The sequence below is a fragment of the Bremerella cremea genome, from assembly GCF_003335505.1.
GTDB lineage: Bacteria > Planctomycetota > Planctomycetia > Pirellulales > Pirellulaceae > Bremerella > Bremerella cremea_A.
Map to the genome: position 1 here is coordinate 353,849 of NZ_QPEX01000011.1, position 25,561 is coordinate 379,409.

The 25,561-nt window shown below is 54.6% G+C and carries 18 protein-coding genes; 10 read left to right on the forward strand and 8 right to left on the reverse strand.

Annotated features, from left to right (window positions below; genetic code table 11):
- Nucleotides 1-54 precede the first annotated feature (54 nt).
- The 3 genes from DTL42_RS08680 (at nucleotide 55) to DTL42_RS08690 (ending at nucleotide 5,673) form a co-directional block, all read left to right on the forward strand.
- Nucleotides 55-2,916, forward strand: a complete 2,862-nt coding sequence (locus DTL42_RS08680) for a DUF1553 domain-containing protein (protein ID WP_114368315.1) — start codon at nucleotides 55-57, stop codon at nucleotides 2,914-2,916.
- 37 nt (nucleotides 2,917-2,953) lie between these two features.
- Nucleotides 2,954-4,408: a DUF1501 domain-containing protein gene (locus tag DTL42_RS08685; RefSeq protein WP_114368316.1), complete on the forward strand. Its 1,455-nt coding sequence runs from the start codon at nucleotides 2,954-2,956 to the stop codon at nucleotides 4,406-4,408.
- Between the two features lie 293 nt (nucleotides 4,409-4,701).
- The gene (locus DTL42_RS08690) at nucleotides 4,702-5,673 is read left to right on the forward strand and encodes an SPASM domain-containing protein (protein WP_158545289.1); all 972 of its coding nucleotides are present in this window, start codon (nucleotides 4,702-4,704) and stop codon (nucleotides 5,671-5,673) included.
- 9 nt (nucleotides 5,674-5,682) lie between these two features.
- Here DTL42_RS08690 and DTL42_RS08695 read toward each other — a convergent pair whose 3' ends face one another.
- Genes DTL42_RS08695 through DTL42_RS08705 form a run of 3 tightly spaced genes read right to left on the reverse strand, consistent with a single transcriptional unit; the run spans nucleotide 5,683 to nucleotide 8,691 of the window.
- The gene (locus DTL42_RS08695) at nucleotides 5,683-6,249 is read right to left on the reverse strand and encodes a hypothetical protein (protein ID WP_114368318.1); all 567 of its coding nucleotides are present in this window, start codon (nucleotides 6,247-6,249) and stop codon (nucleotides 5,683-5,685) included.
- 14 nt (nucleotides 6,250-6,263) lie between these two features.
- Entirely contained in the window at nucleotides 6,264-7,121 is an 858-nt protein-coding gene (locus tag DTL42_RS08700) for a ThuA domain-containing protein (protein ID WP_114368319.1), read from the reverse strand.
- A 25-nt stretch (nucleotides 7,122-7,146) separates the two neighbouring features.
- Nucleotides 7,147-8,691: a family 16 glycoside hydrolase gene (locus DTL42_RS08705; RefSeq protein WP_199590092.1), complete on the reverse strand. Its 1,545-nt coding sequence runs from the start codon at nucleotides 8,689-8,691 to the stop codon at nucleotides 7,147-7,149.
- Nucleotides 8,692-8,902: 211 nt separating this feature from the next.
- Here DTL42_RS08705 and DTL42_RS08710 point away from each other — a divergent pair, with 211 nt between their 5' ends.
- A complete protein-coding gene (locus tag DTL42_RS08710) occupies nucleotides 8,903-9,448 on the forward strand; it encodes a phosphatidylglycerophosphatase and protein-tyrosine phosphatase 1 family protein (protein ID WP_234824133.1) in 546 nt (181 codons plus the stop codon).
- A gap of 49 nt (nucleotides 9,449-9,497) precedes the next feature.
- Here DTL42_RS08710 and DTL42_RS08715 read toward each other — a convergent pair whose 3' ends face one another.
- From DTL42_RS08715 to DTL42_RS08725, 3 genes are all read right to left on the reverse strand, one after another.
- Entirely contained in the window at nucleotides 9,498-9,851 is a 354-nt protein-coding gene (locus tag DTL42_RS08715) for a hypothetical protein (protein WP_114368321.1), read from the reverse strand.
- 127 nt (nucleotides 9,852-9,978) lie between these two features.
- Nucleotides 9,979-10,341: a 4a-hydroxytetrahydrobiopterin dehydratase gene (locus DTL42_RS08720; RefSeq protein WP_114368322.1), complete on the reverse strand. Its 363-nt coding sequence runs from the start codon at nucleotides 10,339-10,341 to the stop codon at nucleotides 9,979-9,981.
- 234 nt (nucleotides 10,342-10,575) lie between these two features.
- Nucleotides 10,576-12,333: a tetratricopeptide repeat protein gene (locus tag DTL42_RS08725; protein WP_114368323.1), complete on the reverse strand. Its 1,758-nt coding sequence runs from the start codon at nucleotides 12,331-12,333 to the stop codon at nucleotides 10,576-10,578.
- A 168-nt stretch (nucleotides 12,334-12,501) separates the two neighbouring features.
- On the opposite strand from DTL42_RS08725, the gene DTL42_RS08730 reads away from it, so the two are divergent.
- From DTL42_RS08730 to DTL42_RS08750, 5 genes are all read left to right on the forward strand, one after another.
- Nucleotides 12,502-13,797 carry a PQQ-binding-like beta-propeller repeat protein gene (locus tag DTL42_RS08730; RefSeq protein WP_114368324.1) on the forward strand — a complete coding sequence of 432 codons (1,296 nt, stop codon included), beginning with the start codon at nucleotides 12,502-12,504 and terminating at the stop codon, nucleotides 13,795-13,797.
- Nucleotides 13,798-14,246: 449 nt separating this feature from the next.
- Complete coding sequence (locus DTL42_RS08735) at nucleotides 14,247-15,554, forward strand: DUF1501 domain-containing protein (RefSeq protein ID WP_114368325.1); 1,308 nt, start codon at nucleotides 14,247-14,249, stop codon at nucleotides 15,552-15,554.
- A 221-nt stretch (nucleotides 15,555-15,775) separates the two neighbouring features.
- A complete protein-coding gene (locus DTL42_RS08740; protein ID WP_114368326.1) occupies nucleotides 15,776-18,196 on the forward strand; it encodes a PPC domain-containing protein in 2,421 nt (806 codons plus the stop codon).
- Nucleotides 18,197-18,286: 90 nt separating this feature from the next.
- Nucleotides 18,287-20,719, forward strand: a complete 2,433-nt coding sequence (locus tag DTL42_RS08745; RefSeq protein WP_425305514.1) for a DUF1549 and DUF1553 domain-containing protein — start codon at nucleotides 18,287-18,289, stop codon at nucleotides 20,717-20,719.
- Nucleotides 20,720-20,815: 96 nt separating this feature from the next.
- Nucleotides 20,816-23,608 (forward strand): c-type cytochrome domain-containing protein, encoded by a 2,793-nt coding sequence (locus tag DTL42_RS08750; protein WP_114368327.1) that lies wholly within the window; start codon nucleotides 20,816-20,818, stop codon nucleotides 23,606-23,608.
- Between the two features lie 83 nt (nucleotides 23,609-23,691).
- Here DTL42_RS08750 and cysK read toward each other — a convergent pair whose 3' ends face one another.
- A complete protein-coding gene (gene cysK, locus DTL42_RS08755; RefSeq protein WP_114368328.1) occupies nucleotides 23,692-24,633 on the reverse strand; it encodes a cysteine synthase A in 942 nt (313 codons plus the stop codon).
- A gap of 144 nt (nucleotides 24,634-24,777) precedes the next feature.
- Between cysK and DTL42_RS08760 the strand changes: the two genes are divergently transcribed.
- Nucleotides 24,778-25,143, forward strand: coding sequence for a cupin domain-containing protein (locus tag DTL42_RS08760; RefSeq protein ID WP_114368329.1), 366 nt, complete (start codon nucleotides 24,778-24,780; stop codon nucleotides 25,141-25,143).
- Nucleotides 25,144-25,146: 3 nt separating this feature from the next.
- On the opposite strand, the gene DTL42_RS08765 is transcribed toward DTL42_RS08760, so the two are convergent.
- Nucleotides 25,147-25,542 carry a CbiX/SirB N-terminal domain-containing protein gene (locus DTL42_RS08765; RefSeq protein ID WP_114368508.1) on the reverse strand — a complete coding sequence of 132 codons (396 nt, stop codon included), beginning with the start codon at nucleotides 25,540-25,542 and terminating at the stop codon, nucleotides 25,147-25,149.
- Nucleotides 25,543-25,561 lie beyond the last annotated feature (19 nt).

Below are 25,561 nucleotides of genomic sequence, written 5' to 3' on the forward strand. Positions count from 1 at the left end.
CAGAGACGAAAGCCTTTCGCATTCCTTCCTTCTATCTCCTTCCTGCGGTGATCTATGAGAACCCATTGCCAAACGCTTTTGGCTATCGGTGCCCTCTTTTTGTTGGCGACAACCGTTTCCGCTGAAGAAAGGGAGATCGATTTTGGGCGCGATATCCGCCCGATCTTGTCGGGGAAGTGCTTTCATTGTCATGGGCCTGATCCCGAAACGCGAGAAGGGGGACTCCGGCTCGATCAGGCCGAAGCTGCTTCCGCCGAACTCGATAGCGGGGCGGTCGCAATCGTTGCTGGCCAGCCAGACGATAGCGAATTGATTGCGCGGATTATCACCGACGACGAGTCGATTCGGATGCCACCGCCCGAGATTGGCAAGACTCTTTCGGCTGCCGAGCAAAAGTTGCTGCATGACTGGATTGCCCAGGGGGCGAAGTTTGCCCCGCACTGGTCGTTTGTGAAACCAACCCAGGCCCAGCTACCACAAACCTCGCAGCCTGATTGGGCCCAGGCACCGATCGACGCATTCATTCTCAAGCGACTGGATGAGGTCGGTTTGACGCCAGCCTCCCAGGCCGATCGCTACACACTGGCCCGCCGCGTTTCGTTTGCCCTGACCGGGCTGCCGCTATCGGTAGAAGAAACCGATGCCTTCGTGAAAGATACGTCGCCTGATGCATACGAAAAGCTGGTCGATCGTTTGCTGGCCAAGCCTGCCTATGGCGAACGCTGGGCGCGGGTTTGGTTGGATATCGCTCGGTATGCCGATTCGATGGGATACGAAAAAGATAGTCCTCGTACGATTTGGCCCTATCGCGATTGGGTAATCCGCGCGATCAACGAGAACAAGCCGTTCGATCAGTTCAGCATCGAGCAATTAGCGGGCGATCTGTTGCCGAATGCCAGCGAACAACAAATCATCGCCACGGCGTTTCATCGCAACACGATGACCAATACCGAAGGGGGCACCAACGACGAAGAGTTCCGCAATGCGGCGATCGTCGATCGAGTGAACACCACGGTGCAGGCCTGGATGGGACTGACGATGGAGTGTGCACAGTGCCACACGCACAAATACGACCCGATCACCAACCAAGAATACTTCGAGTTCTTCGCCATCTTCAACCAAACAGCCGATGCCGATCGCAACGACGAATCTCCCTTGCATCGCATGTTTACCGACGGGCAACGAGAGCGGCAAGAAAGCCTCAAGACGCAGATTAGCCAGTCGCAGCAGAAGCTCAAGCAGATGTTGGAAGATTCGACTGAGATTGCTCTTTCTGAAAACAGGCCCAACGTGGGACGTTTTGTGCGGGTCGAAAATATCGCGGATGGGGCTTACCTGCACATTGCCGAGGTTCAGGTTTTCTCCGGGAACGAAAATGCGGCGATGAAAGGAAAGGCCTCGCAGGTCAGTGTCGACTACGACGGCCCGGCGACTAAGGCGATCGATGGGAACACGAACGGCGACTTCTTTGGTGGCATGAGCACCATCCACACCAAGCAGGAAAAGAACCCTTGGTGGGAAGTTGATTTAGGGGCAACCATGACGATCGATAAGGTGGTCGTCTGGAACCGAACCGACGGTGACTTGTTCAACCGCATGAAGTCGTGCCGCGTTGTGATCCTCGACGAGAATCGTCAGCCGGTTTGGGCGGGACGGATAAATGCTCCTTTCAATCCAAGTGCTGAGTTTATTCCTCCGCAAACCGCCGATGGTATGAACGAAGCGGCTCGGCTGGAATTAGTCGCTTATCTGAAAGGGAACTCGCCAGAAATTGAAAAGCAGCGGAAACAGATTGCCGACCTGGAAAAGAAGCTGGAGAACGTCAAGCCGATTGCCATGCCGGTCATGCAAGAGTTGCCTGCCGACCAGCAGCGGAAGTCGTTCATTCAATTGCGGGGCAATTATCAATCGCACGGCGATGAAGTTCATGCCAGTGTGCTGAACAGTTTTCATGCCTTCCCAGCCGCAGCGAAGGCTGATCGACTTACGATGGCCCGATGGTTGGTCGACCAGGAAAATCCTTTGACGGCCCGCGTGGTGGTGAACCGCCATTGGGAACAGTTGTTTGGCATAGGCATTGTCGAAACAAGCGAGGACTTCGGTTCGCAAGGAGAGTTGCCAACCCATCCCGAGCTTCTCGATTACTTGGCGGTCGGGCTGATGGAACACAACTGGGACACGAAGTGGCTGGTAAAGCAAATCGTGATGAGCAACGCCTTTCGTCAATCGGCTCTGACCACCCCCAAGAAGCTGGAACTTGATTCTCGCAACCAATTGGTTTCGCGCGGGCCTCGTGTGCGATTGTCTGCGGAAATGGTACGTGATCAGGCGTTGGCTGTCAGTGGACTTTTAAGCAGCAAGATGTATGGTCCAGCGGTGCAGCCGCCACGGCCGAATCTTGGTTTACGCTCGGCATTCGGGGGTTCGACGGACTGGGTCACCAGCACCGGGGAAGATCGTTACCGCCGAGGTTTGTATACCAACTGGCGCCGGACAACGCCGTACCCTTCGATGACCACGTTCGATGCGCCTAGCCGCGAGGTGTGCGTCATTCGCCGGATTACGACCAACACGCCGTTGCAGGCCTTGGTCACGCTGAACGACCCCGTGTATATCGAAGCCGCTCAAGCGTTTGGGCGTTTAGTGTGGCAGCAAAAGGAATTGTCGTTAGAGCAACAAATCGAGTTTGCGGTCCGCCGCTGCTTAGGACGATACCCCAGCGAAGCGGAAGCCAAGCGACTGGTCGAGTTGTATCAGACCGCCCAATCACGTTACGCAGCTGTGCCGGAAGAAGCCCAGAAAATGGCGACCGATCCGCTCGGTCCGTTGCCAGAAGGGGCATCCGCCCCAGAGCTTGCGGCCTGGACTTTGGTGGGGAATGTGCTTTTAAACCTGGACGAAGCCCTGAACCGATAGTCGACGAATTGTACTTCATGCGAAGTGAGAAGAACTGATGGATCCTGTCACCCGTTCGTTGCAGAATGTCACCCGCCGCTACTTCCTCGCGAAGTGCCAGGCCGGGATTGGTGGGTTCGCGCTTAGCTCGCTCTTGGGTGGCTCGGCCAGGGCAACCGAGGCAACTTCGGCCAGCGATGCCATGGCACCGGCCAAGCCTCATTTTCCGGCGAAAGCGAAGTCGGTCATTTACTTGCACATGACCGGTTCGCCGCCCAATTTAGACTTGTTCGACTACAAGCCAGAACTGATCAAGTACAACGATCAGGATTGTCCTGCTGAGTTTCTGGAAGGACGTGAATTCGCGTTCACCACCGGCACGCCCAAGTTGATGGGAACGCCGCACAAGTTTCGGAAGGTGGGGAAGTCAGGCATGTGGATGTCAGACGCGTTAACGCACCTGGAAGAAGTGGTCGACGACTTGTGCTTCGTTCACTCGATGAACACGGATCAATTCAATCACGCCCCTGCCGAGCTATTGTTGTTTACCGGTTCGCCCCGCTTGGGACGCCCATCGATGGGGTCGTGGGTGACGTATGGACTCGGTTCCGAAAACGCGAACTTGCCTGGCTTCGTGGTTTTGGTTTCTAGCGGATCGAACCCCGCCGGTGGAAACAGCGATTGGGGAAGCGGTTTCCTGCCGTCCGTTTACCAAGGGGTGCAGTGTCGCTCGAAAGGGGATCCGGTCCTCTATTTGAACAACCCAGCCGGGATGGACAAGTCGATGCGGCGGCTAACGCTGGACGCCCTGCACGACTTGAACGAGTTAGAACTCGAGCGGACGGGCAATCCGGAAACGGAGACACGGATCTCGCAATACGAGTTGGCCTTCCGCATGCAAATGGCTGCCCCTGAGGCGATGGACTTGGGGCAAGAAACCCAATCGATGTTGGATGCGTACGGCGCCAAGCCAGGCGAACCGAGCTTCGCCAACAACTGCTTGCTGGCCCGCCGCTTGGTCGAACGAGGTGTGCGTTTCGTACAGTTGTTTGATTGGGGCTGGGATTTTCACGGAACCGGCAAGGGGACTGGCCTGGGAGAAGGCTTAGTCGAAAAGTGTGCCACGATGGATCGCCCGGTAACAATGTTGCTGAAAGATCTGAAGCAGCGCGGACTCCTCGACGAGACGCTGGTGGTTTGGAGTGGTGAATTCGGACGAACCCCGTTCCGCGAAGGACGAACGGCCAAAAGCAAAATCCTGGGTCGAGACCATTACCCGGATGTCTTCACGTTGTGGATGGCCGGAGGGGGCGTGAAGCCAGGGTATTCGTATGGTGCCAGCGACGAATTGGGCTTCAAGGTTGCCGAAGACAAGGTTCATATCCATGACTTGCAAGCGACCATCATGCATTGTTTAGGGATGAACCACGAACGGTTAACCTATCACTTCGCCGGTCGCGACTTCCGCCTGACCGATGTGCATGGCAACGTGGTTCATGATCTTTTGACTTAACTGCCAGTAAAGCAAGCCAAAAGCCTTGCTGGCAACGCTAGCAAGCTTTTCTGTAGGTATTCTTGGGGCTTTTGATCTTGCCTCAAAAGGGAAAAACGAGAATCATCAAGCTCTAGCTGGCTGCTAATCCCGCCATGGCCCCGATTGCACCTCTGCGATCGATCCGAATCGTTTAATGCTCCTCTCCCAGCAACGACGGACCAGGCACCATATTCAGGCGAGGAATGCGTGCTATTGGGCGAGCGGAACGATCCTCGTCAGCGAATGCGACTTTCAAAAAGTTCAGGATTGCGATGATTCGGTTGAAATATGATCCGTGGATGTTGGCGTTACATATGGTCGATGCCAGCGGAACGCGCCGGATCGAATTGTCGCTCGATCGACTGGCGGACATTCTCGCTGCGGCTGTCCAAGTCGAAACGATTCGGTCGGTGCAAGTCCGAGGAATCGAAGCTGACCCTGGCGAAATGGCCGACTTAGTCCAACGAGGACGCATGATTGCGTTGGTCGGCTTTCCGCAGCGAACACTTCTGACCACCGGGCAATGCATGCTACGGCAGGAAGTTGAAGAACTCTTACGGGCGTTCACCACGATCGAGTTTTCGTTGCCGGAGAAGCTGCAGCAGATGCTTTCTCCCTTTCCGAAAATGGAACCGAGCCTGCTTGAAGACCGCCTAGCCGCTTGGTTACGGACGATTGAGTACTTTGCCCGGGTAAAGCAGTCGTGGCAGTTGCCGGCGGACTTGGTTGTGCGGATACCCAACGAGAAACTGGCGATTGATTTGTGCCAACGTTTAGACACGCTCAACTGGCGGTCGGCGTTTCGCGTGCAGCGAGCGTGCGGTGCGGCTGCGTTTTCGTTAGAAGAGCAGCAAGCTCAATACGGAATGAAGCTATGTGAAGAGCCGTATCGCGTGCTGACATTTAGTGCCAGCGGCCAGCTAACCGGATGCAGTGGCGACCAACGGCAACGAGTTTATTTTGGCAGCCTCGAAGAGGACTCGCTGCCCGGCTTGTGGGCCGGAATGGCCATGGAAGCCTGGCGACAAAACCGCACACGCAACCAATGCCAAGGTTGCTCTGGTTTGGGAACGACCGTGCGTCGTCCGTCGCTGATCGGTATCTACGATTCCCTTGGCGAACAGCACTTTCACGAGTTTCCGCAACAACAGTTACGGCGGATTGCGGAAGAGTCGGAGGCGAAAGTAGGCAGCCGCTTGCGGTCTTCTCGCCAAATTTTTCGGACGTCACGCCAGGCTTCATAACACGGCAGTCTAGGAAGTACCGCGCCAAATCCGCGCGAACCAGCTGGGCTGTGGCGAGTGGTGTTGCAGGATTTCCCATGGCTTCGGATCGTCAACAGGAAGATCTTCGTCGTAGCGAAAGCCGCCGAGAGCGACGAACAGTTTCACCGGAACTTCGAAGATGAAATCGACCTGATCATCGGTATCAAGCAGGGCTGTTTGTTCGGCCAGAATCGATTCGTGAATCTCGGGGACCGGGCCAGAGGTAGCGAGATGCTCTGGTCCTTGGTAACCGCCGTCATGCCAAATCGACCAAACCTCTTGGCCGTCGACCAAGGCACTGAGGCTGGTTGTCATGACCGTTTCGCTGACTTCAAGCCGGAAGATCGAAGCCCCGTTCGAGAGTTTCTTGATGATCGACTCGTCAAACACCGGGGCGTTTAAGTACAGTCCGAAGGCTCCGCTGGGAAGCCTGGCTCCGCAGATCGGGTCGTCGGGGAAATCGACGAACTCGTGCGTTGCCGTGAGCGAGGCTTCCTGAAAAATAGCTTGGGGTGTCTTGCCGAAAACAGCAATGTTTTCAACGTTGAATCCCATTTCTTGGAACCGTCCTACTTGGCTGGCGTCGGGGCTTTGTCTTTATCGGGGTTGGGCTTGCTGAGGTCGATCTCTGCTTTGCCGGTCCCTTCAAAGCCAGGCTTGGTGCTGCCGTCTTCGTTCAAGCCGTCAACGGTCCACAGCACGCCGCGAGCTACCAGGCTCAGCCACTCGTCGTTGTTCATGGTTTCGTTGTGGTGACCGAGTGTGGTGGAAAAGGTTTTCGTCCCTTTGTACTCGTTGGTCCAGATGACCGTGTGGTCCTTTTTGGTATCCACGCCGTAGGCTTTGGCCAGGGGAGTGGTGTTGTCCCAGGTTTTTTCGATCTTGTAGAGCTCGCCTCGTTCCACTTTCCAGTTTTGAGGGAAGCCTTGCATGATCGGGTGATCGCTTTCCAGGGTGATGACATCCAGCGGATGGTGGCTTTCGTGGCTGCGCGAGGTCATGCCGATCAACTTGCGCCACTCGTCTGTATCGGCGTTGCGATAGCTGTGCATCGAGCAGTGGATGAAGATCGCAGGGATCTTATTCTCGGTATGGGCGTTAACGATTCCTTCCACGAACGCCACATCGTCGACATGGCCATAGCATTCGTTGTGAACAACCAGATCGTAAGGTTTGATCCAGTCGTGATTCTTGTAGATCGGCACCTTCACGGTTCGATCGTTGCCGGCCAGTTCAACATCCCAATCGATGCTCACGCGTTGGCTGAGCCCTTGGGTGATGATTTTGATTTGGTTGGGATAATCGTGGCAGCAACCACCGGTGATAAGCAGTGCTTTGAGTTTGGCTTTTTCCTCGGCCTGGGAAAAGCCGGTGAAAATCAGCACAAACAAAGCGACGAGCAGAGGACGAGTGAAGCGATGAGACATGAGGGGGAGGTTCCTTGCGGTGAGGTTAGTTCTGGGCGGTTTCGCTGGCACTTGGTGTGGTGGGGCCATCGAGGTCACCCAGCGAGAACTGAATACCATCGAGATAGAACTTCAAGATTTGTGGATTCCAAAAGATCTCTTCGCGATGTCCGAGCGAACTGTAGAAGACACGCCCTTTGCCCCAGCTACGAACCCACGAAACGGCGAAGTCGTCATCGGTTCGATGAATGCCGCGTTTTTCCATATTGGTGTTTTCGACATCCAACGAGAGCAGCACATGCAGAGCCTCACGCGAGTAGGGATCGCGGAACTGATAGATTTCGTCGACGATGTTGAAGTTCTCTCCACCAAAGGCCGCCATCAGCGGGTGATCGGGATCGTCGATCTTGATGCCGACGTTTTCGTGCCAGGGATGGCCATGGAAGTAACCCCCAACCATCTTGCCAAATTCAGGCCACTTGTAATTGGCGTCGCTGGCAGCGTGGAAGCCAACCAGGCCTTTGCCGTTGCTGACGAAGTCGAGCAGGCTCTGCTTGAACATCTGCTCGGCTTCATCCTTGCTCATTTGCTTGCCGGCAGCGGCAAGCTTCTGCATGTCTTCGTCACGTGGCTTGATCCACTCACCGGTTGTGTTGACCATTACCAACGAGTCGTACTGATCCAAGATTTCTGGTTGCAGCATCGTGAGGTCGTTGGTGATACGGGCGCTGTATGCGCCCGTGGTTTCTCCCAACATTTTGGTAGCCACCGCTCCGACTGGAATCGAGCTGTGACGGAAGCCGTCGTAACGGATGAAAACGAGCACGTTCTCCGGTTTCTTCGGTTCGACACGTGCTTCTTCCGGCATGGCCTTTTCCATCTTTTCTAACTGCTCTGGCGTGACCAGTTCGCGAATGTAGATGTTGCGGAAGTAAAGCGTGTTGCCGTGATTCTGCAGTTCGATTTGGCCGGTGCGGTAGATCGGCTTGTCTCGTTCCCAGTAGTTTTCTAGCACGACGTCGTCGACGACGAGCTCGCCGTTTAGCTTGACCGTAACGCGGTCGTCAACCATGCGGATGAAGAAGGTATTCCACTCGCCGACCGGTTTGTCGGCATTGGCGATCGGTTCGCTGGGGTTCTTTTGGTTGTTGTATAAACCACCAGAACCAACACCCTTTGGGTTAGGGCCTAAATTGGTAGGATCCCAGATCTGAACTTGCGGGCTACCACGCAGATAGATACCACTGTCGCCAGCTTCCTTGATTTTGAAGTCGACGTACATCTCGAAGTCGGCATAGTCCTTGGCGGTGCAGATGCTTTGCCCTTTGCCGTCGAACACCATCACGCCGTCCTCAACAGCCCAGTGAGCGTTCATCGACTCATCCGCTTTGGCTTGCTCTTCGGCGAGTTTCTCTTTGGACATCTCGGCGCGAGCCTTTGGGTTGGCGACCAAACCCTTCCAGCCGGTAAGATCTTTGCCGTTGAACAGAGCCTTGAAACCTTGGGGAGGCTCGTTCAGTTTGGCATCTTCAGCAAATACGAACGTGGCCGTGCTTAAGAGCAGGCCGAAACAACACACCAGACGCAACATAGATGCGTTCTCCTCAGGAAGTGATTCATAGGTGGGAAGGGCCGCAAAAGTTGGCCCAAATGGATGGTCGGTCCGTTCGATTTGATGGGGAAGGGTAGACCGGAGACCGCCAACCATCATAATCGGTGCTGTGGGCGTTGGGAATCAATTGCCCGGAATCCTGGGCGGAAACACCCGCCAGGAAACGGAATTCACCCTGAAATAGTGGACTATGAAGCGTTTTCTGCAGCATCTGTACGCGCGAATGATTTACTGGCCGTCGTACCTATATAACTGGACGATGATCCGTCGCCTCAAGTGGTGGCGATGGTACGATGAAATCGACGAGCATGTTTTTGTTGGGGCGGTTCCCTCGCGGCAAATGGCCGAGGACTTAGCGGCCAGCGGAATTGCCGCCGTGATCAATACCTGCCAGGAATACGAAGGCCCGCTCGATATTTATGAAGAGCACGGCATCGAGCAGCTTTATCTACCGACAATTGATTTCACCCCCCCAAGTGTCGAGGATATCGACGAAGGTGTGCGTTTTATCGAGAAGTATGTCGCAGCCGGTAAAGATGTTTACGTTCACTGCAAAGCTGGCCGCGCACGGAGTGCGACGATTGTGCTGTGCTGGCTCATGAAAACCAAGGGAATGACGCCAGAGCAGGCGCAGGTCTTTATGAAAGAGAAGAGACGCCAGGTGCTTTCCTCAATCTATCTCCGCCCAGTTGTGCAAACCTACTATCGAGGGCTACATCCACCTGCCAAGTCGTAGCGAGATTGCCTGGCTGAAAGCGCCGGGCATCCATGCTTGCTTAGAAGTCTTAGTGGGCCCCGCCTGCCGCGTTGGCTTGTTGCATCGCTTCTAGAACTGGTTGAACGAGGAACTGAGTGCAGTAAAGCGTGATGGCGATCGGTAAGACAATCGTTACGCCGATGGTTAGCACCGACACGAGTATTTTCGACCAAAGGGCATACTTGGGGCTTAGCCAGATCAGTGGCAAGCCTAAGGGCCCAAACGAGAGGATCACCACCCAAATCACAAGGTGACTATTGACGATCTTCTGTACGGCAGGGGGCAGACCGGCATCGATTGTGCGAGGAGCCGGTGGCGGAGCTGGCGACGATACCGCAGGTAGTTGGTGCGGGGAATCGAGAATTTCGGTATGCCCAGCCATGGTTCACCTGTGGTCGTTAAGTGTGTGCGCAAAGGGACACACAAGCCTAGGTTACCCACACCGATAGGCAAATAAAGTTCCACGCGACAAGAACATGTTTGCTGTAAGCGTGTTACCGAGACGGCACTTACGACTTCAGTTCGATCGGTACGGAATCAATCTTGGCGGCCAGAATGAAATCGTTCTCGCTCAAGCCACCAATCGCATGCGTCCAAAGTTCAATCGAAACGTTGCGATAGCCAGCAATATGTAGATCGGGATGGTGGCCATCCTCTTCGGCGATCTCAGCCACTTTGTTGAAAAAGTCCATGCCGGCCATGAAGTTCTTCACCGTCCAGTCTTTGCGAATTCGCTGACCGTTGTGCGTGAGGTACCAGCCGTTCAGATTCACCAGCTGGTCGTTCGCTTCGTTCAGGGTACAAGGATCGACCCCTCCTTCGCACGGCTTGCATTTCTTTTGGGTTAGCTGCTCGGTCGTTTGGATGTCCATGGCGATCCGATCCTTTCATAAAAAAGCCCCAGCCGAGACCGGCCAGGGCATTGGAATTGTTAGCGAGCCCGTCTGACGCCATTCTTGCGAAAACAGCCAGGTAAGGCAAACAGAAACCGTATTGGATCGCTGGGCAAGGAACGCAGGCATGGAACGGAATCTGGTTTGCTGCGCATGCCTCGCTTCTGTCAGACGCTTTGACACGAACCTCAATAAGTAGGTGATAAGGTCAACTTAGGAAACCGGGGCCATATCGGGAGCCGGTTCGGTCATTTTGGGCTCAGCCTTTTTTTCTTCGGAGTCGTTCTTCTCTTGCTTCAGCTTCTTCAGCTTGGCTTCCACTTCCGAGGCTGGCCCGGCGATGGTATCCATGGCACCACCTTCTTTGGTGTTTTGGATTTCACGCCACGGTTCGTTCTTTTCGTAAGCCGATAACTCGTTCTTCAGATGCTCGCGAATTTCGGTGGCCGATTCATCATCGCCCGCCAGCTTAACGGCTTCCTTCGACCACTTCCGAGCCGCCTCGAAATCTCCTTTTTCTGCATAGGCTGCAGCCAGGGTGCTGAGGATGTGGGCTTGTTGATAGTCGGTTGCTTCGCATGCTTTGATACCGTATTGCAAAGCTTTGTCGCCGTTGCGAACGTCGTCGAGAGGAGAAGTTGCTAAGACCCATGCCAGGTTGTTGAGGGTACCACCTCTGTCTTCCCCTTCGATTTTCAAAGCCGCTTCGTAATTGGCGACCGCTTCGGCGTGCTTGCCGTACGAGAGTAGGGCGTCCGCTTTACCTCGCAGGGCATTGATATTGTCTGGTTGCTCTTTCAAGATAGCGTCGAAGACTTCAACTGCTTTGCGGGGCCGCTTGTCGAGTTGGTACAGCGAGCCCAACTGCAGGCGAATGTTCACGTTACTGGCATCGCGAATCAGCAAGGCTTCGAAGTCACGAATCGCTTCCGAGTACTTTCCTTCTTGGGCGTTCAGCGAAGCCCGCATGAGCAGGGCTTGGGCGTTACCGGTGTCGGCAGCCAAAGCACGTTCTACGTCGCGCAGTGCCGCTTGATAATCTTCCTGCTCGACATACAAACTGGCTCGCATGAGCAAAGCTGGCACCGAACGTGGCTGCCGCACGAGAACTTGATCGAGGTCTTCAATGGCCGAGTCGAGGTTGCCAGCGAGAAGTTTCAAACGAGCTCGCAGAAGGTAGCCTATCGGCGAATTCGGATTTGCTTGAATCACTTTGTTGACAATGCCAAGTGCTTCGTCGATTTTGCCAACTTTCGCGAGTGTCTCGGCATACGCTTGCAGCGAAGTCAAATCGCCAGGAGCTAATTGCTCGGTGACCATTTTCAAGTCGGCCAAAGCTTCGTCGTACTTTTCTTCTTGCAAGTAGAGAATGCCGCGTAGGCGATAGGCATCGACGTTGTTCGGATCGGACTTGATCGCTTCGCTCAGGATTTCGAGTTGCTTTTCCGGATCTTGGGTAAAAGCCAGCGAAGTGACTAAAGCCTTCGAGTGGTACTCGCCATTCTCTTTGAGCAGTTCCACCGCTCTGTCGATGCTCTTTTTCGCTTCTTCTTTGTTGCCATCAGGCAGCATCAGCAAGCGAGCTTTGAGAAAGTAGAGCGCGCCGACGGTGTCGTCGTACTTCAGCCCTTTGTCGACTTCGGCAACGGCTTGGGTTCGCAGGTCTTTCCAGTCTTTACGTTGCTGGGCTTCTTCCAGAATTCCTTTGGCCATCGCTTCGGCTCTTTGATATCGTACCGAAGTGAGCAATTGTTTCGCGAAGGCTTGGTCTTCCTGGTTTAAGCCTTTTTTAAGAGCCTCTTCGCACAACTCAGCGACTTTGCCGAGATCTTCCATGTTTTCGGCGTCGAGCTTCATGTCGACTGCTTTATCGAGATCGGCTTGACCGGCGTTTTCCTGAGCGGAAATTGGCAAAGTGGTACAAAGACCGCAAACGACAGCGATCGCGAGAAGTAGGGTGCGCCCAACCATGATGTTTTATCTAACTCCCTGAGAACATAACGTTAGCGGACTGGGGTAGACTGTTATTCTATGCGATTGGGTAGCCCTTGCCATGATGAGAAATGAGGGAATTTATTTCGATCGGGCAGATTGCGAAATAGTTTGCCGTCAATTCAAGCTCAGCCTGGGAGACGCAGAATGCGACTGGTTTTTGGTTTTTTGAGCGTGTTGTTCCTAATCTCGGGCTGTCAGCGAGAGCCCGTGGCTGAGATCCATGCGCCTGAGGCAAACAGCGCTGATGCCGGTCACCCGATCGATCTTCCACCTGGGAGCTGGCCCTGGTGGCGGGGACCCGAGCGGAACAATGTGGTGACCGAGAGCTTGGTCGATTTTCAGTGGTCGAGTCAGCCAGCGGTGGCCTGGAGCACTAAAATTCAGGGGCTGGGGCACTCTTCGCCGATTGTTATTGGCGATAAGGTATTGGTCACCACCGCCGATGAAAAGCAGGAAACCAAGTCGCTACTTTGCTACGATGCCGCCAACGGCAAGCCGCTTTGGACCACTGCGGTCCACCAAGGCGGATTCATGCGGACGCATCAAAAGAATTCCCAGGCTTCCGCGACGCCAGCGAGTGATGGCAAGTTTGTCTTCACGGCATTTGTCGTGAAGGACTCTTTGTACGTGACGGCTGTTGATCTGAGCGGCAAGATTGTATGGCAGAAAGAGGCAGGCCCTTTTTACAGCCAGCACGGTTATGGCAGTTCGCCGGTTCTTTATGAGTCGTTGGTGATTGTGCTGGCCGATTCCAATGGGCCAGGCTTCCTGGCGGCCCTGCGTCGCGATACGGGCGAGGTTGTTTGGCGGATCTCGCGTTCGAACGAACCAAGCTACGGATCCCCCATTTTGGCGGATATCGGCGGCAAGCAGCAGCTTCTTGTCGGCGGGACAGGGCACACGATTGGCTACAACCCTAACAACGGGCAAGAGATTTGGCGGGTGAAAGGTCCAGCACCGACGACCGCCAACACACCGAACGTGGCGGGCGAGCTTGTGATTTCGACCGGCGGATTCCCCCGAAATGGGGTGCTAGGAATTCAAGCCGACGGCAGCGGTGACGTGACTTTCGATAAAGTGATTTGGGAGGCCCGAGAACGCATCTACGTGCCGTCACCTTTGGTGGCAGACGGGAAGGTATTTGCCATAAATGACGATGGCATAGGGCTTTGCTACGACGCCAAGACAGGTGAACGCTTAGCTCGGAAGCGAATTGGCGGCAACTTTAGTGCTTCGCTTGCATTGTATGGCGATCAGATGTTGGTCCCCGACGAACAAGGAACGATGCACGTCTTCAAGGTAGGGCCAGAGTTCGATGAGATTGCCTCGTTTCGATTGGAAGGCAACGGGTTCGCCAGCCCTGTGTTCGCCGGGGGAAAGCTCTTCTGGCGAACATCTACCCACTTGTATTGCCTGGTGCCAGACCCCCTCAACCCCTGATGCCTGCTAGCCCATTAACTCCAATAAGAAACCGTGAATTGCGGACGGTTGTTTGGTGACGATTGATCGTCGTTGAGTTTTGTAAGGTCTATTGATTAAAAGACTTAGGTGTGTTTCTGGTAAGGGGTGTTGTTGGGGTTAAAGGGGTTATATTTCTTTTGACAACGCCCTGGAGGCCCGTTATATTGACCTTCCAATGGATAAGGCTACTTCTATCGGAAGTCTCCTCCATCCTGCCCACACCCTACCTGAATTTGCCTACCTACTAGAGACCACTGACATTTCTAGTGGTCGTTTGTTGTCAATCGTTCGCGACGAATTCCCTTGCGCTTCCTTCGAGGGTCGGTCGTGGATCCTTCCGTTTTGCTCGAATTGACGTGTAACTTTTACTCGATTCGAGTCATTCCATTTAAGCAACACGTACAAAGATCAATCTGTTGGAGATGGCCATGACGAAGTGCAAGGGGAATCCGCTGAGCCGACGTAACTTCCTGACGGTCGGTGCCGCCGCCGGTCTGGGGTTGAGTATGTCGGATCTCTTCCGATTGCAAAAAGCTCAAGCCGAGATCAAAGAATACGACTTTATCGAAGCCAAAGCGAAAAGCGTCATTCATATCTATTTGCCAGGCGGGGCCGCCCAGCAGGAACTTTGGGATCCGAAGCCTTACTCGCCGATCGAATATCGTGGCGAAATGAAGACGGTGAAGACCAACACCGGCGAATACTTCAGCGAAGCGCTGCCCAAAACGGCTGGCATCGCAGACAAGCTTTGCATCATCCGCTCGATGACACACGGCGAAGCGGCCCACGAACGTGGCACGCACAATATGTTCACCGGTTACCGACCCAGCCCGGCGCTGAAATTCCCCAGCTTTGGGGCGGTGGTTAGCCACGAGTATGGGCCACGCAAGAACTTGCCTCCTTATGTTTGCGTGCCAAACGTCCCCAACGAATACGCCGGTACCGGCTACTTGAGCTCGTCGTTCGCTCCGTTTTCGCTTGGGGCGGACCCTGCCAGTGGTGGCTTCAAGGTGCGCGACTTGAGCTTGCCCGGTGGCGTGGACGAAGCCCGTTTCTATCGCCGTCGCTCGGCCTTGGATGCGGTGAATTCGTACTTCGCCCAGAAGAACGAATCGGACCAAGTTGCCGCGATGGACACGTTCTATGAACGGGCTTACAGCTTGGTTTCCTCGCCAGAAGCTCGTGAAGCATTCAATATCGATGCCGAAGATGCCAAGTTGCGTGACGAATATGGCCGCAATACGGCAGGGCAACGCATGTTGATGGCTCGCCGTTTGGTGCAAGCTGGCGTACGCATGGTGACGCTAACCTACGGTGGCTGGGATATGCACACTCAGATTACCAACAGCATCAAGCGGCAAGTGCCTGAGTTTGATCAGGCCTTCTCGACTTTGATTCGCGACCTAGAACGCCAGGGCATCTTGGACGAAACGCTCGTCATGGTTTCTTCCGAATTTGGTCGTACCCCGAAGATCAACAAAGATGCCGGTCGCGATCACTGGCCGAAAGTCTTTAGCGTCGCTTTGGCGGGTGGTGGCCTGAAGAAGGGTTATATCCACGGTGCCTCGAACGCAACCTCCAGCGAGCCAGAGCTTGACCCGGTCGGCCCAGAAGATTTGGCGACTACCATGTATCATCAGATGGGGATTGTCGCTGATAAAGAACTGATGGCCCCAGGCGACCGTCCGATCGAAATTGTCGATGGCGGCAAGGTTATCAAAGAGCTATTAGCTTAAGATTTCCATGAAATCTCGCGACAAAGTTCAAAAAAACGTCGACTTTGTGTCAGGCGAGTTACAATGAAAATCGATCGGCCTGAGGGGTAATCTCAGGCCGATCCCGTCATCCCACCCCTAATCGGTCGCTTTACCACTTGTTGGCACAGTCGCCTGCTGGCATGTTGCGGTCGCTCTCACCTACCTTCCGAATGTCCCTTTCACCTGGACGCGGTGCCGATATGAAACGCTTCCATCTTCTTGGTCTGGCTTGGATCGTCAACACGTTGATCGCTGCCGCCACTTTTGCTGCCGAACCCAATTTGCAGCGGATCGAGCCGCCAGGGCTTCAGCGTGGTACGGAAATCGAAGTTATCCTTCGCGGTGATCGAATTGACGATGCCCAGGAGGTAATGTTCTACGAACCAGGCGTGACGATGAAGTCGCTCGAGAAAGTCGACGCCAAACAAGCCAAGATGGTTCTGGCCGTGGCCCCGGATTGCCGTTTAGGGCAACATGCGTTGCGTTTGCGAACGGCCTCTGGGATTAGCGATGTTAACCTGTTCTATGTGGGCGCCCTGCCTGAGGTGAACGAGAAGGAACCCAATAACGATTTCAAAGAACCGCAGCCCATCGAGTTGGGTACCACGGTCAACGGCGTCGTACAGAATGAAGATGTAGACTACTTCGTCGTCGAAGCTAAGAAGGGGCAGCGGATTTCAGCAGAGCTTGCCGGGCTACGTTTAGGGCGAACGTTCTTCGATCCTTATCTGGCTATTTTGAACGAACAGCGTTTTGAACTCGCCAAGAGCGATGACGAACCGCTCGTCTATCAAGATTGCGTCTGCTCGTTGATTGCTCCGGAAGATGGAAAGTACATCATTCAAGTCCGCGAAAGCAGCTACGGCGGCAACGGCAACTGTGTCTATCGCTTGAGCGTGGGGGACTTTCCACGGCCACTGGGTGTCACTCCGACTGGCGGTAAGCCAGGCGAAGAGATCGAACTGACCTGGCTCGGTGATGCTGCCGGCCCGCATACTGCTAAGGTCAAGCTGCCGGAAACGCCAGGTGAGTTTCTTTATTACCCAGAGGACGAACACGGCATTGCTCCTTCGCCGAATCGGTTGTTTGTTTCCGATCTGCCAGCAACGTTTGAAGTTGAACCGAACGCGAATCGCGATCAGGCCACGGCCATGGCAGCACCAGGCGTGGCGACCGGTGTGATCGGTGAAAAAGGGGACGAAGACTACTTCAAGTTCCCAGCGAAGAAAGACCAGGAATATGACATCCGTGTTTATGCTCGCGAAGGCATTCGTTCCTATCTCGATCCGGTCATCAATGTTTTTCAAGGGTCGGATGGCAAGCATATCCAAGGCAACGACGACTCGAATGGCAATATCGATTCCTACCTGCGAATCAAAGCTCCTGAAGATGGCGACCTTGTGATTCGTGTTCGTGATCACCTCAACTCTGGCAGCCCATTGAATGTCTATCGAGTGGAAGTCTCGCAGAGAACGCCTGCTCTGACGGTTGAGGTTCCCGAAGTACGGCAGTATGTCGCCCGCACCGTTAGTATTCCGCAAGGCAATAGCATGGCGATCCTGCTTTCGGCCCGCCGAGAGAACTTTGGTGGCGATTTGAATTTTAGCTTCGAGGATCTCCCTGAAGGTGTCGAAGTTACCACTTTCCCGATGGCCGCCAACACAAACGTTTTGCCAGTACTTCTGACAGCGAAGCCTGAGGCACAACTGGACGGCAAGCTAGTGGATGCGGTTGCCCGGCCGACAAACGAAGACTTGAAGATCGAAGGGCACGTGAAACAGCGAAGCTTGTTGGTGCGTGGCCAGAACAACCGAGATATGTGGGGGCATGATGCCGCTCGCTTGGCCGTCGCAGTCACCGAGAAGGTACCTTTCAAGCTGGAAATCGTTCAGCCTAAGGTGCCCCTCGTGCGGGATGGTTCGATGCAGTTGAAGGTGGTGGCGACCCGCGAAGAAGGTTTTGACGGCGAGATTCGTATTCGTCTGCTAAACGATCCGCCAGGCATTGGGGCGTCGCGCTCGATCAAGATCGAAAAAGGTCAGAACGAAGCGTTGATCCCGATGACCGCCAACGGCGGTGCCCAAGTCGGCACCCATAAAATCTGTGTCCTGGGCTCTGCTGGCTACAAAGCTGGCAGCGTGGAAGTGGCGACTCCTTTTGCGGACTTGGTGGTCGAAGATCGCCTCGTCGATTTTGCCTTCAATAAAGCTGCCGTCGAACAAGGTCAGGAAACCAAGGTGGTGGTCGGCTTGAGCCCGAAACGAGATTTCCCTGGCGAAGCTACCGTGCAACTGCTGGGACTACCAGCCGGAACCACAGCAGAGCCGGTGAAGGTCACCAAGGATGCCGAAGAGGCCGTCTTCGACGTCAAGGTAGCCAAAGATGCCAAGGATGGTAAGCACGCCTCGATTGTTGCTCGGATTACCGTCACGCAAAACGAAGAACCAATTATTCAAACCAACGGCAACATCGAACTACGGATTGATAAGCCGCTGCCACCGAAAGTGGCCTCCGCCGCGCCTCCGAAAGCAGAAGCAAAGAAGGAAGCTCCCAAGCCGGCTCCGGAAAAACCGCTGTCTCGGTTAGAGCAGTTGCGACTTGCCAAGCAGCAGGGCAACTAATCCGCCCTGCTTGTTTGCGTTCCCCGTTGTTAGCCCCCCTTATTTTCGACCTACCTAAGATTTCCGGCATACGCCAGAGGAGAGCCAACCGTGAAACAATACGGCATCGCTCAATGGATGATCAGCGGACTGCTGCTGTGCTTGACGGCCTCCACAGCCCAAGCGGAGAGTTCGATTCGTGAAATCAACGTCTATCCCGCTTCGATCGAACTTCTAACAAGTCGCGATTCGCAGCGGTTTATCGTGGTCGCGACGCGGGACGACGACGTTACCTTGGACGTAACCGCCCAGGCCACCGTTACTCTGGCGGATGAAAGCAAGGTGAAACGCGAGGGGAACTTGATTTTGCCTGCTGCCGATGGCGAGACCAAGCTATCCGTGGAATATGGCGGACACAAGGTCGAAGTTCCGGTTACCGTCGGCAAGGCGAGCGAAGACCGCCCGGTCAGTTTCCATCTCGATGTGATGTCGGTCTTTATGCGGGCTGGCTGTAACACCGGGAGCTGTCACGGTGCCGCACGCGGCAAAGATGGCTTCCGACTTTCGTTGTTCGGTTTCGATCCGAAAGGGGATTACTTCCGCACAACACGCGAACAGGCCACCCGTCGTATCAATTTGGCCAATCCCGAATCGAGCTTACTGATCGAAAAGGCGATCGGCGCTGTCCCTCACACCGGCGGTAAACTGTTCGATAAAGACTCGGAATACTACGCGACCATGCTGCGTTGGCTCGAAACAGGAGCCAAGCAGGATGAGGGAGAAGTGCCTCGCTGCGAAAATATTGAGATCTACCCACCCAAGGCTGTCTTGGAAGGGGAAGGGGCACAGCAATCGTTCATTGTCAAAGCCTACTACTCGAATGGCACCACGCGCGACGTGACGAACTTGGCCGTGTTTATGTCGAACAACGACAATTCGGCCCCGATCGATGCCAATGGACTTTGCACCGCTTCCAAGCGGGGTGAAGCGTTCGTGATGGCTCGCTTTGGTACACACACTGTCGGTAGCCAAGTGATCGTGCTGCCGAAAGACTTGCAGTACGAGAAGCCGCAGATTGCCGGAAACTATATCGACGAACTCGTCGGTGCGAAGCTGCATAAGCTGCGCATCGTGCCGAGCGAAGTTTGCACCGACGAAGAGTACCTTCGCCGCGTGACGGTCGATATTACCGGTAAGTTGCCGACCGAAGAAGAGTATCAAGTTTTCATGGCCGACAGTTCGGAAGACAAGCGAGCTAAGCTGGTCGACCGCTTGCTGGAGCGAAAAGAGTTCTCCGAAATTTGGGCGATGCGTTGGGCCGAACTGCTGATGATCAAAAGCACCAACGATGTGAGCCCGAAGTCAGCCTTTTTGTATTACAGCTGGTTGACCGAGCAGATCTCGAACGACGTTCCGCTTGATCAAATGGTGCGTGAAATCTTGACCGCGTCGGGAGGTACGTTTAGTAATCCGGCGACGAACTACTACGAGATTGAACGTGATACGCTTAAGACTGCCGAGAATGTTGCTCAAGTTTTCATGGGGCTGCGAACTCAGTGTGCCCAGTGTCACAACCATCCGTTCGATCGTTGGACAATGGACGATTACTACGGCTTTGCGGCGTTCTTCTCGCAGATTGGTCGTAAGAACACCGAAGATTACCGCGAACGAATTATCTACGATCGACGCAGCGGCGATGTCCGGCATTTGGTCGATAACCGGGTGATGGAGCCGAAGTTCCTTGGCGATGTTACCCCAGACATGAAGGGCCGCGACCGCCGCGAAGTGTTGGCCGAATGGTTGACCGCGCCCGAGAACCCTTATTTCGCTTCCAGCGTCGCCAACCGGGTGTGGGCCAGCTTCTTTGGCGTTGGGATTGTCGACCCGGTCGACGATGTCCGCGTGAGCAATCCGGCTAGTAACCCTGAGTTGTACAAGAAGCTAGGGGATAAGCTGATCGAATATAACTACGACTTCAAAAAGCTCGTCCGGGACATTTGTGCTTCAAACGCGTATCAGCGAACGACACTTCCCAACGATAGCAACCGTACCGATACCAAAAACTTCGCCTACGCCCAGGTTCGTCGAATCCCGGCAGAGCAACTTCTCGATTGCATTAGTACGGCGACCAATCATGATGAAAAGTTCGGGGGTCTGCCTCTAGGGGCAAGTGCCGTGCAAATTGCCGATGGTCGGACCTCGAATTACTTTCTAACCACTTTTGGCCGTAGTCAGCGCGCAACGGTTTGTACCTGCGAAGCAACCACTTCCCCTACCTTGTCGCAGGCCCTGCACATGCTCAACGGGTCGGCTACGCAAGGGAAGATTTCGCAAGGTAAGCTTGTCGAAGGCTGGCTTAAAGAAGGTTTAGGCGAGGATGTGATTATCGAAAAGATCTTCATCCGTTGTCTCAGCCGTAAGCCAACTGCCGAAGAACGCGAGAAGCTTTTAGCGACGATGAAGGAAGAAGAAAACAAACAGCGCGGGCTAGAAGATATCTTCTGGGCGGTGCTGAACTCGCGCGAGTTCATGTTTAATCACTAAACATGAGCCAATGAAATTTTGACCGAGCTTCCTCCCTGCAGGAAGCTTGGCTCCCTCCCAACGTTTGCCTGCCTTTTTCCGCACAGAGAACGAGCGATGCGATACTGCCTGCCTTTCATCCTTCTGTTCGGTTTGACGACGTTTGCCTTCGCCGCTGACGATGCCAAGCCAGCCGGAGACGGCGCCGAGAAAATCACTTTCGACGATCATGTGCGCGCCATCTTCCGCGAACATTGCTTCACGTGCCACAATCAGAACGACGCCAAAGGTGGTTTGAATCTGGAAAGCTACGGCGCGACGATGGAAGGGGGTGCGAGTGGTGAAGTCGTGATCGAACAAGATCTGGAAAGCTCTCGGTTGTTCGCCTTGATCAGCGGTGCCGAAACGCCCAAGATGCCGCCCGGTTCCGATTTGATTGCGAAGGAAAAGCAAGACATCATCCAGAAATGGATTGAAATGGGCGCGCTGGAAAACAGCGGCTCGAAAGCCAAGAAGAAGAAAAGCAGCGGCTTGGCCATGAGTGGTCCGGTCAACACCGGCAAGCCGGAAGGGCCTGCCGCGATGCCGGAAAGTTTGTGGAAACAACCGGTGATGAAGCTGGACGGTTCTGGTGCGATTACCGCTATGGCTCACAGTCCTTGGGCTCCGCTGGTGGCAATCGCCGGGCAGCAGCAGATTGCTCTTTATAATACCGACACGCTCAAGCTGTTAGGTGTTATTCCTTATCCGCAAGGGATTCCCTATATCCTTCGCTTTAGCCGTAACGGCGAATTGCTGATGGCTGGCGGGGGACGAGGTGGCTACTCTGGTAGTGTCACCCTGTTCGACGTGAAAACGGGCAAGCCGATCGTGACCGTAGGTGACGAATACGACGTCGTCTTGGCCGCCGATGTGACGCCAGATCATTCGCAAATTGCCCTCGGTGGTCCGCAGCGGTTGATTCGTATTTACTCAACCGCCGACGGTTCGCTGCTGTATGAAGTGAAGAAACATACCGATTGGGTGACAGCACTTGCCTACAGCCCCGATGGTGTATTACTGGCCTCCGGTGATCGCTCGAATGGACTTTTCGTGTGGGAAGCCGATACCGCTCGCGAATACCTTAACTTGCAAGGTCACAAAGCAGGCATCAATGCCGTCAGCTGGCGGTCGGACTCGAACGTCTTGGCTTCGGCTGGGGCCGATAACGATGTCAAGCTATGGGAAATGGTCGAAGGAAAGAACATTAAGTCGTTCGGTGCCCATGGGGGCGGAGCCGAATGGATTAGTTATACCCACGACGGCCGGATGGTGACGGCAGGACGAGACAATGTTGCCAAGGTCTGGTCTGCCGACGGTAAAGAGTTGAAGAAGACCCCTGGTTTCGCAGATATGACACTTCGATCGGTCTTTAATCACGATGGTACGAAGATCGTTGTCGGCGATTGGACAGGCGAGATTCGCGTTTACAACGTCGAAGACATGAAAGAGCTCGGCAAGCTCAGAGCGGTTACTCCGACTTACGAGCAATTGATTGCCTCGTTGCAAACAGAAATCGGTGCCTTTGATAAGAATGCTGCCGACACCGGTGCTGCCGCTGCGGCTGCGAAGCAGGCATGGGACAACCACCTCGCTGCGATCGAAAAGACAAAGCAAAGCTCGACTAGCACGCAAACGGCCCTTGAGGCAGCCAATGCCCAGGCAGAAGCAACGAAGAAGATCGTCGCGGATGCAGAGGCCAAGCTGAACCAGCACAAGCAAGAATTTGCCGCCACGGATGCCGAGACGAAAAAGTGGGCCGCCGAGATCGCCCAGGCCGAGCAGTCGCTAAGCCAGGTCAGCGCCAAGCTGGCCACTTATGGCAAGCAGATCGAAGAGAAAAGCTCGGTGATGGTGGCCCTTAAGGGAGCCCAGGCAGAGCATCAAAAGCAGCTCGACGAGCTGAAGAGCGGCACGGCGCCGAAAGAGCAAGCTCAGCAAGCCGCCGCAAAGAAAGTGGCCGATCTAGACGCCAAGATTGCGGAAGCGACTAAGCAGAAGGAAGAAGCGGCCGACGATCAGAAGGAATCGAAGCAAAAGGAAATCGATACCCTCAGCCAAGAGCGGACTGCGGCCCAGGCCGAGGTCGATAGGCTGACCGCCGAACCCAAGCAAGCTGTTGAAGCGGTTGCCGCCAAAGAGGCAGAACTTAATAAAGACGCCGAAATGATAGCGGCAGCAGAAGCAGAAATGAAAACGCTGGAAGCGGAAACGGCCAAGGCCAACCAAGAGAAGGCCAGCCTCGAAAACGCGTTGGCTTCCGCTCAGGAAAATAAGAAAACGACCGATGCTCAAAAGGCTGCGGCAGAGCAAGCCATGGCAGCGGCTCAAAAGTCTCAACAAGAGGCCGCCAAGCAATTGGCCGACCAGCAAAATCAGCTCAAGAAGTACGCAGACGAAATGAGCAAGCTGGCTGAGCAGATGAAGAAGCTGGAAGAGGGCAAGGCAAACCTCGAGAAGGACCTTAACGATAAATCAGCAGCCGCCCAGGCTGCTGCCGAGAAGGCCACTGCTGCCAAGCAAGAACTGGAATCGCTCAAGCAAGAGCAAGCCGAGTTCGCGGCTTACCCAGCCAAGATTCAAGCCGAACAGCAAGCGATGCTCACCGGCCTCAAAACCCAAGAGCAGCTCATCGCCGAAGCTCAGGCCCAGCAAGCCGAAATGGAAAAGCAAATGGAAGCCAAGCTGGCTGAGATCGCGAAGCTGAAAGAGGCTTTAGACAAGGCGTTGGCAGAAAAGTCCGCCGTCTATGCCAAGCTCAGCGAGCAGAAGAAAATGGTCGAGCAAGGCACCGACGAAATGGGCACCGCTCAGGCCAAGCTGGAAGAACTCAAGCGACAACTCGAGTTGCTGCAGAACGTTTACCAGTAAGCCCGTTCTCGTTTGTCACTAAGAAAAAAGGCCAGCTTGAACTGTCAAGCTGGCCTTTTTTAACTTCAGAAGCCAAAGCGGCACTAACCTTCCAGGCCACCGAACAGCGGCGTCGAGAGATAGCGTTCGCCCACGCTGGCCAGAATGACCGCGATTCGCTTGCCCTTCATCTCGGGGCGAGCCGCTACTTGGGCTGCTGCCCAGATGGCGGCGCCGCTGCTGATACCAGCGACCAGGCCTTCTTCCTTGGCCAACATTCGGGCGTATTCAAAGGAATCTTCGTCGTCGACTTGAATCGTTTCGTCAATGATCGAAGTGTCGAGATTCTTAGGAATGAAGCCAGCGCCAATCCCTTGAATGCGGTGCTTGCCAGGCTGGCCGCCGCTGATCACGGGCGAGTTCTTCGGCTCGACGGCGATCGCTTTGAAGTCAGGGTTCTTCGATTTGATAAAGCGGGCGACGCCGGTAATCGTACCGCCGGTGCCTACCCCAGCGACTACGGCATCGACCTTGCCACCCATGTCTTCCCAAATTTCTGGGCCGGTGGTCGCTTCGTGAATGGCTGGGTTGGCCGGGTTTTCGAATTGGCCAGGCATCCAGGCACCTTCTTCATTGGCGACCATTTGTGCTGCCGTGCTGATGGCACCCTTCATTCCTTCAGCTGCTGGCGTGAGAACCAGGTTGGCTCCCATGCCCCGCAAAAGGGCGCGACGTTCCAGCGACATCGATTCGGGCATGGTCAGCGTCAGCTTGTATCCCTTGGCGGCACAAACAAATGCCAGGGCGATGCCGGTGTTACCGGAGGTGGGCTCGATGATGTGTGTATCTTTGGTGACGACGCCCCGTTTCTCTCCGTCCGCGATCATCGCGTAGCCGATACGATCTTTCACGCTGTTGAGCGGGTTGAACCATTCACATTTGGCGAATACTTCGCCCCCTCCCTGGGGAACGATCCGATTGATATGTATCATCGGGGTATCGCCAATGGCTTGGCATGCATCGTTAAACGTCTTATTGCGGGGCATGATTGGATTCCTTCGTTTAGTCTATTAAGAGCGCGAAGCTTGGATGATTTTTGCGCCAAGTATCAATAAACGCCCAATTGTGTCAATAAGATTCTCTCACAGGCGTAAGCCTTTCGCCAGAACACTCATCGAGGCAAAATCGGCATGGATATTGTCAATTTGAACCAGACCGCTCCGTTTACCACCAAAGATGGTTCCGAGATTCGCGAATTGCTGGCCCATCGCAATTCGTGCATCCAAAATCAGAGCTTAGCCGAGGCACGCTTGCCGGTCGGAGCCAGCACAACTGCTCACTACCACCCCAAAACCGAAGAAATTTATTACATCACGCACGGGCAAGGAAGAATGCAAATTGGTGAGGAACTGCGCGAAGTGAACGTGGGAGACGCGATTGCCATTCCGCCAGGTCTGGTTCATCAAATCACCAATACCGGCACCGAGCCACTGCGTTTGTTGTGCTGCTGTGCCCCGGCCTACGAACATGAAGACACCGTCTTGGTGGATCTCTAGGCGTTAGTTATCCAGGCAATCTTCGATGCGATCTTGAATGATCTTCAACATCAAAGGATGCGGCCCTAGGGGATGGGTTACCTGGAAGGGAACGTTAGCAAGATTGGCTGAGGCTTCTTCGGCCAAATGGGGGATGTCTTCGTGCCAATGTCGACCAGGAGAAAGAAAATAGGGATGAACGATGATCTTGCTGGCGCCTTGCTCGACACAGCGGGCAAACGCAGCAGCAATGCTCGGTTCGGCTAGTTCCATGTGAGCCGGTTCCACAATCGGATAGCCACTTGCCTGACGAAATTGTTCGACGACTTCCAGTAGCAGGTCGTTGCTTTCCGCGCGTCGCGAACCATGATCGACGATCACGATACCCAGCTTGGTGTCACCATCTGTGGTTTTGTGCATAGAACGGTTTCAAGTGTTA

Excerpts from the sequence above, each read along its gene's own strand:
- DTL42_RS08705 (WP_199590092.1), bottom strand. The coding sequence starts at position 8,691 with ATGTTGCGTCTGGTGTGTTGTTTCGGCCTGCTCTTAAGCACGGCCACG.
- DTL42_RS08710 (WP_234824133.1), top strand. The coding sequence starts at position 8,903 with ATGAAGCGTTTTCTGCAGCATCTGTACGCGCGAATGATTTACTGGCCG.
- cysK (WP_114368328.1), bottom strand. The coding sequence starts at position 24,633 with ATGCCCCGCAATAAGACGTTTAACGATGCATGCCAAGCCATTGGCGAT.
- DTL42_RS08740 (WP_114368326.1), top strand. The coding sequence starts at position 15,776 with ATGAAACGCTTCCATCTTCTTGGTCTGGCTTGGATCGTCAACACGTTG.
- DTL42_RS08720 (WP_114368322.1), bottom strand. The coding sequence starts at position 10,341 with ATGGACATCCAAACGACCGAGCAGCTAACCCAAAAGAAATGCAAGCCG.
- DTL42_RS08725 (WP_114368323.1), bottom strand. The coding sequence starts at position 12,333 with ATGGTTGGGCGCACCCTACTTCTCGCGATCGCTGTCGTTTGCGGTCTT.
- DTL42_RS08695 (WP_114368318.1), bottom strand. The coding sequence starts at position 6,249 with ATGGGATTCAACGTTGAAAACATTGCTGTTTTCGGCAAGACACCCCAA.
- DTL42_RS08765 (WP_114368508.1), bottom strand. The coding sequence starts at position 25,542 with ATGCACAAAACCACAGATGGTGACACCAAGCTGGGTATCGTGATCGTC.
- DTL42_RS08730 (WP_114368324.1), top strand. The coding sequence starts at position 12,502 with ATGCGACTGGTTTTTGGTTTTTTGAGCGTGTTGTTCCTAATCTCGGGC.
- DTL42_RS08700 (WP_114368319.1), bottom strand. The coding sequence starts at position 7,121 with ATGTCTCATCGCTTCACTCGTCCTCTGCTCGTCGCTTTGTTTGTGCTG.
- DTL42_RS08715 (WP_114368321.1), bottom strand. The coding sequence starts at position 9,851 with ATGGCTGGGCATACCGAAATTCTCGATTCCCCGCACCAACTACCTGCG.
- DTL42_RS08690 (WP_158545289.1), top strand. The coding sequence starts at position 4,702 with ATGATTCGGTTGAAATATGATCCGTGGATGTTGGCGTTACATATGGTC.
- DTL42_RS08680 (WP_114368315.1), top strand. The coding sequence starts at position 55 with ATGAGAACCCATTGCCAAACGCTTTTGGCTATCGGTGCCCTCTTTTTG.
- DTL42_RS08685 (WP_114368316.1), top strand. The coding sequence starts at position 2,954 with ATGGATCCTGTCACCCGTTCGTTGCAGAATGTCACCCGCCGCTACTTC.
- DTL42_RS08750 (WP_114368327.1), top strand. The coding sequence starts at position 20,816 with ATGCGATACTGCCTGCCTTTCATCCTTCTGTTCGGTTTGACGACGTTT.
- DTL42_RS08760 (WP_114368329.1), top strand. The coding sequence starts at position 24,778 with ATGGATATTGTCAATTTGAACCAGACCGCTCCGTTTACCACCAAAGAT.
- DTL42_RS08735 (WP_114368325.1), top strand. The coding sequence starts at position 14,247 with ATGACGAAGTGCAAGGGGAATCCGCTGAGCCGACGTAACTTCCTGACG.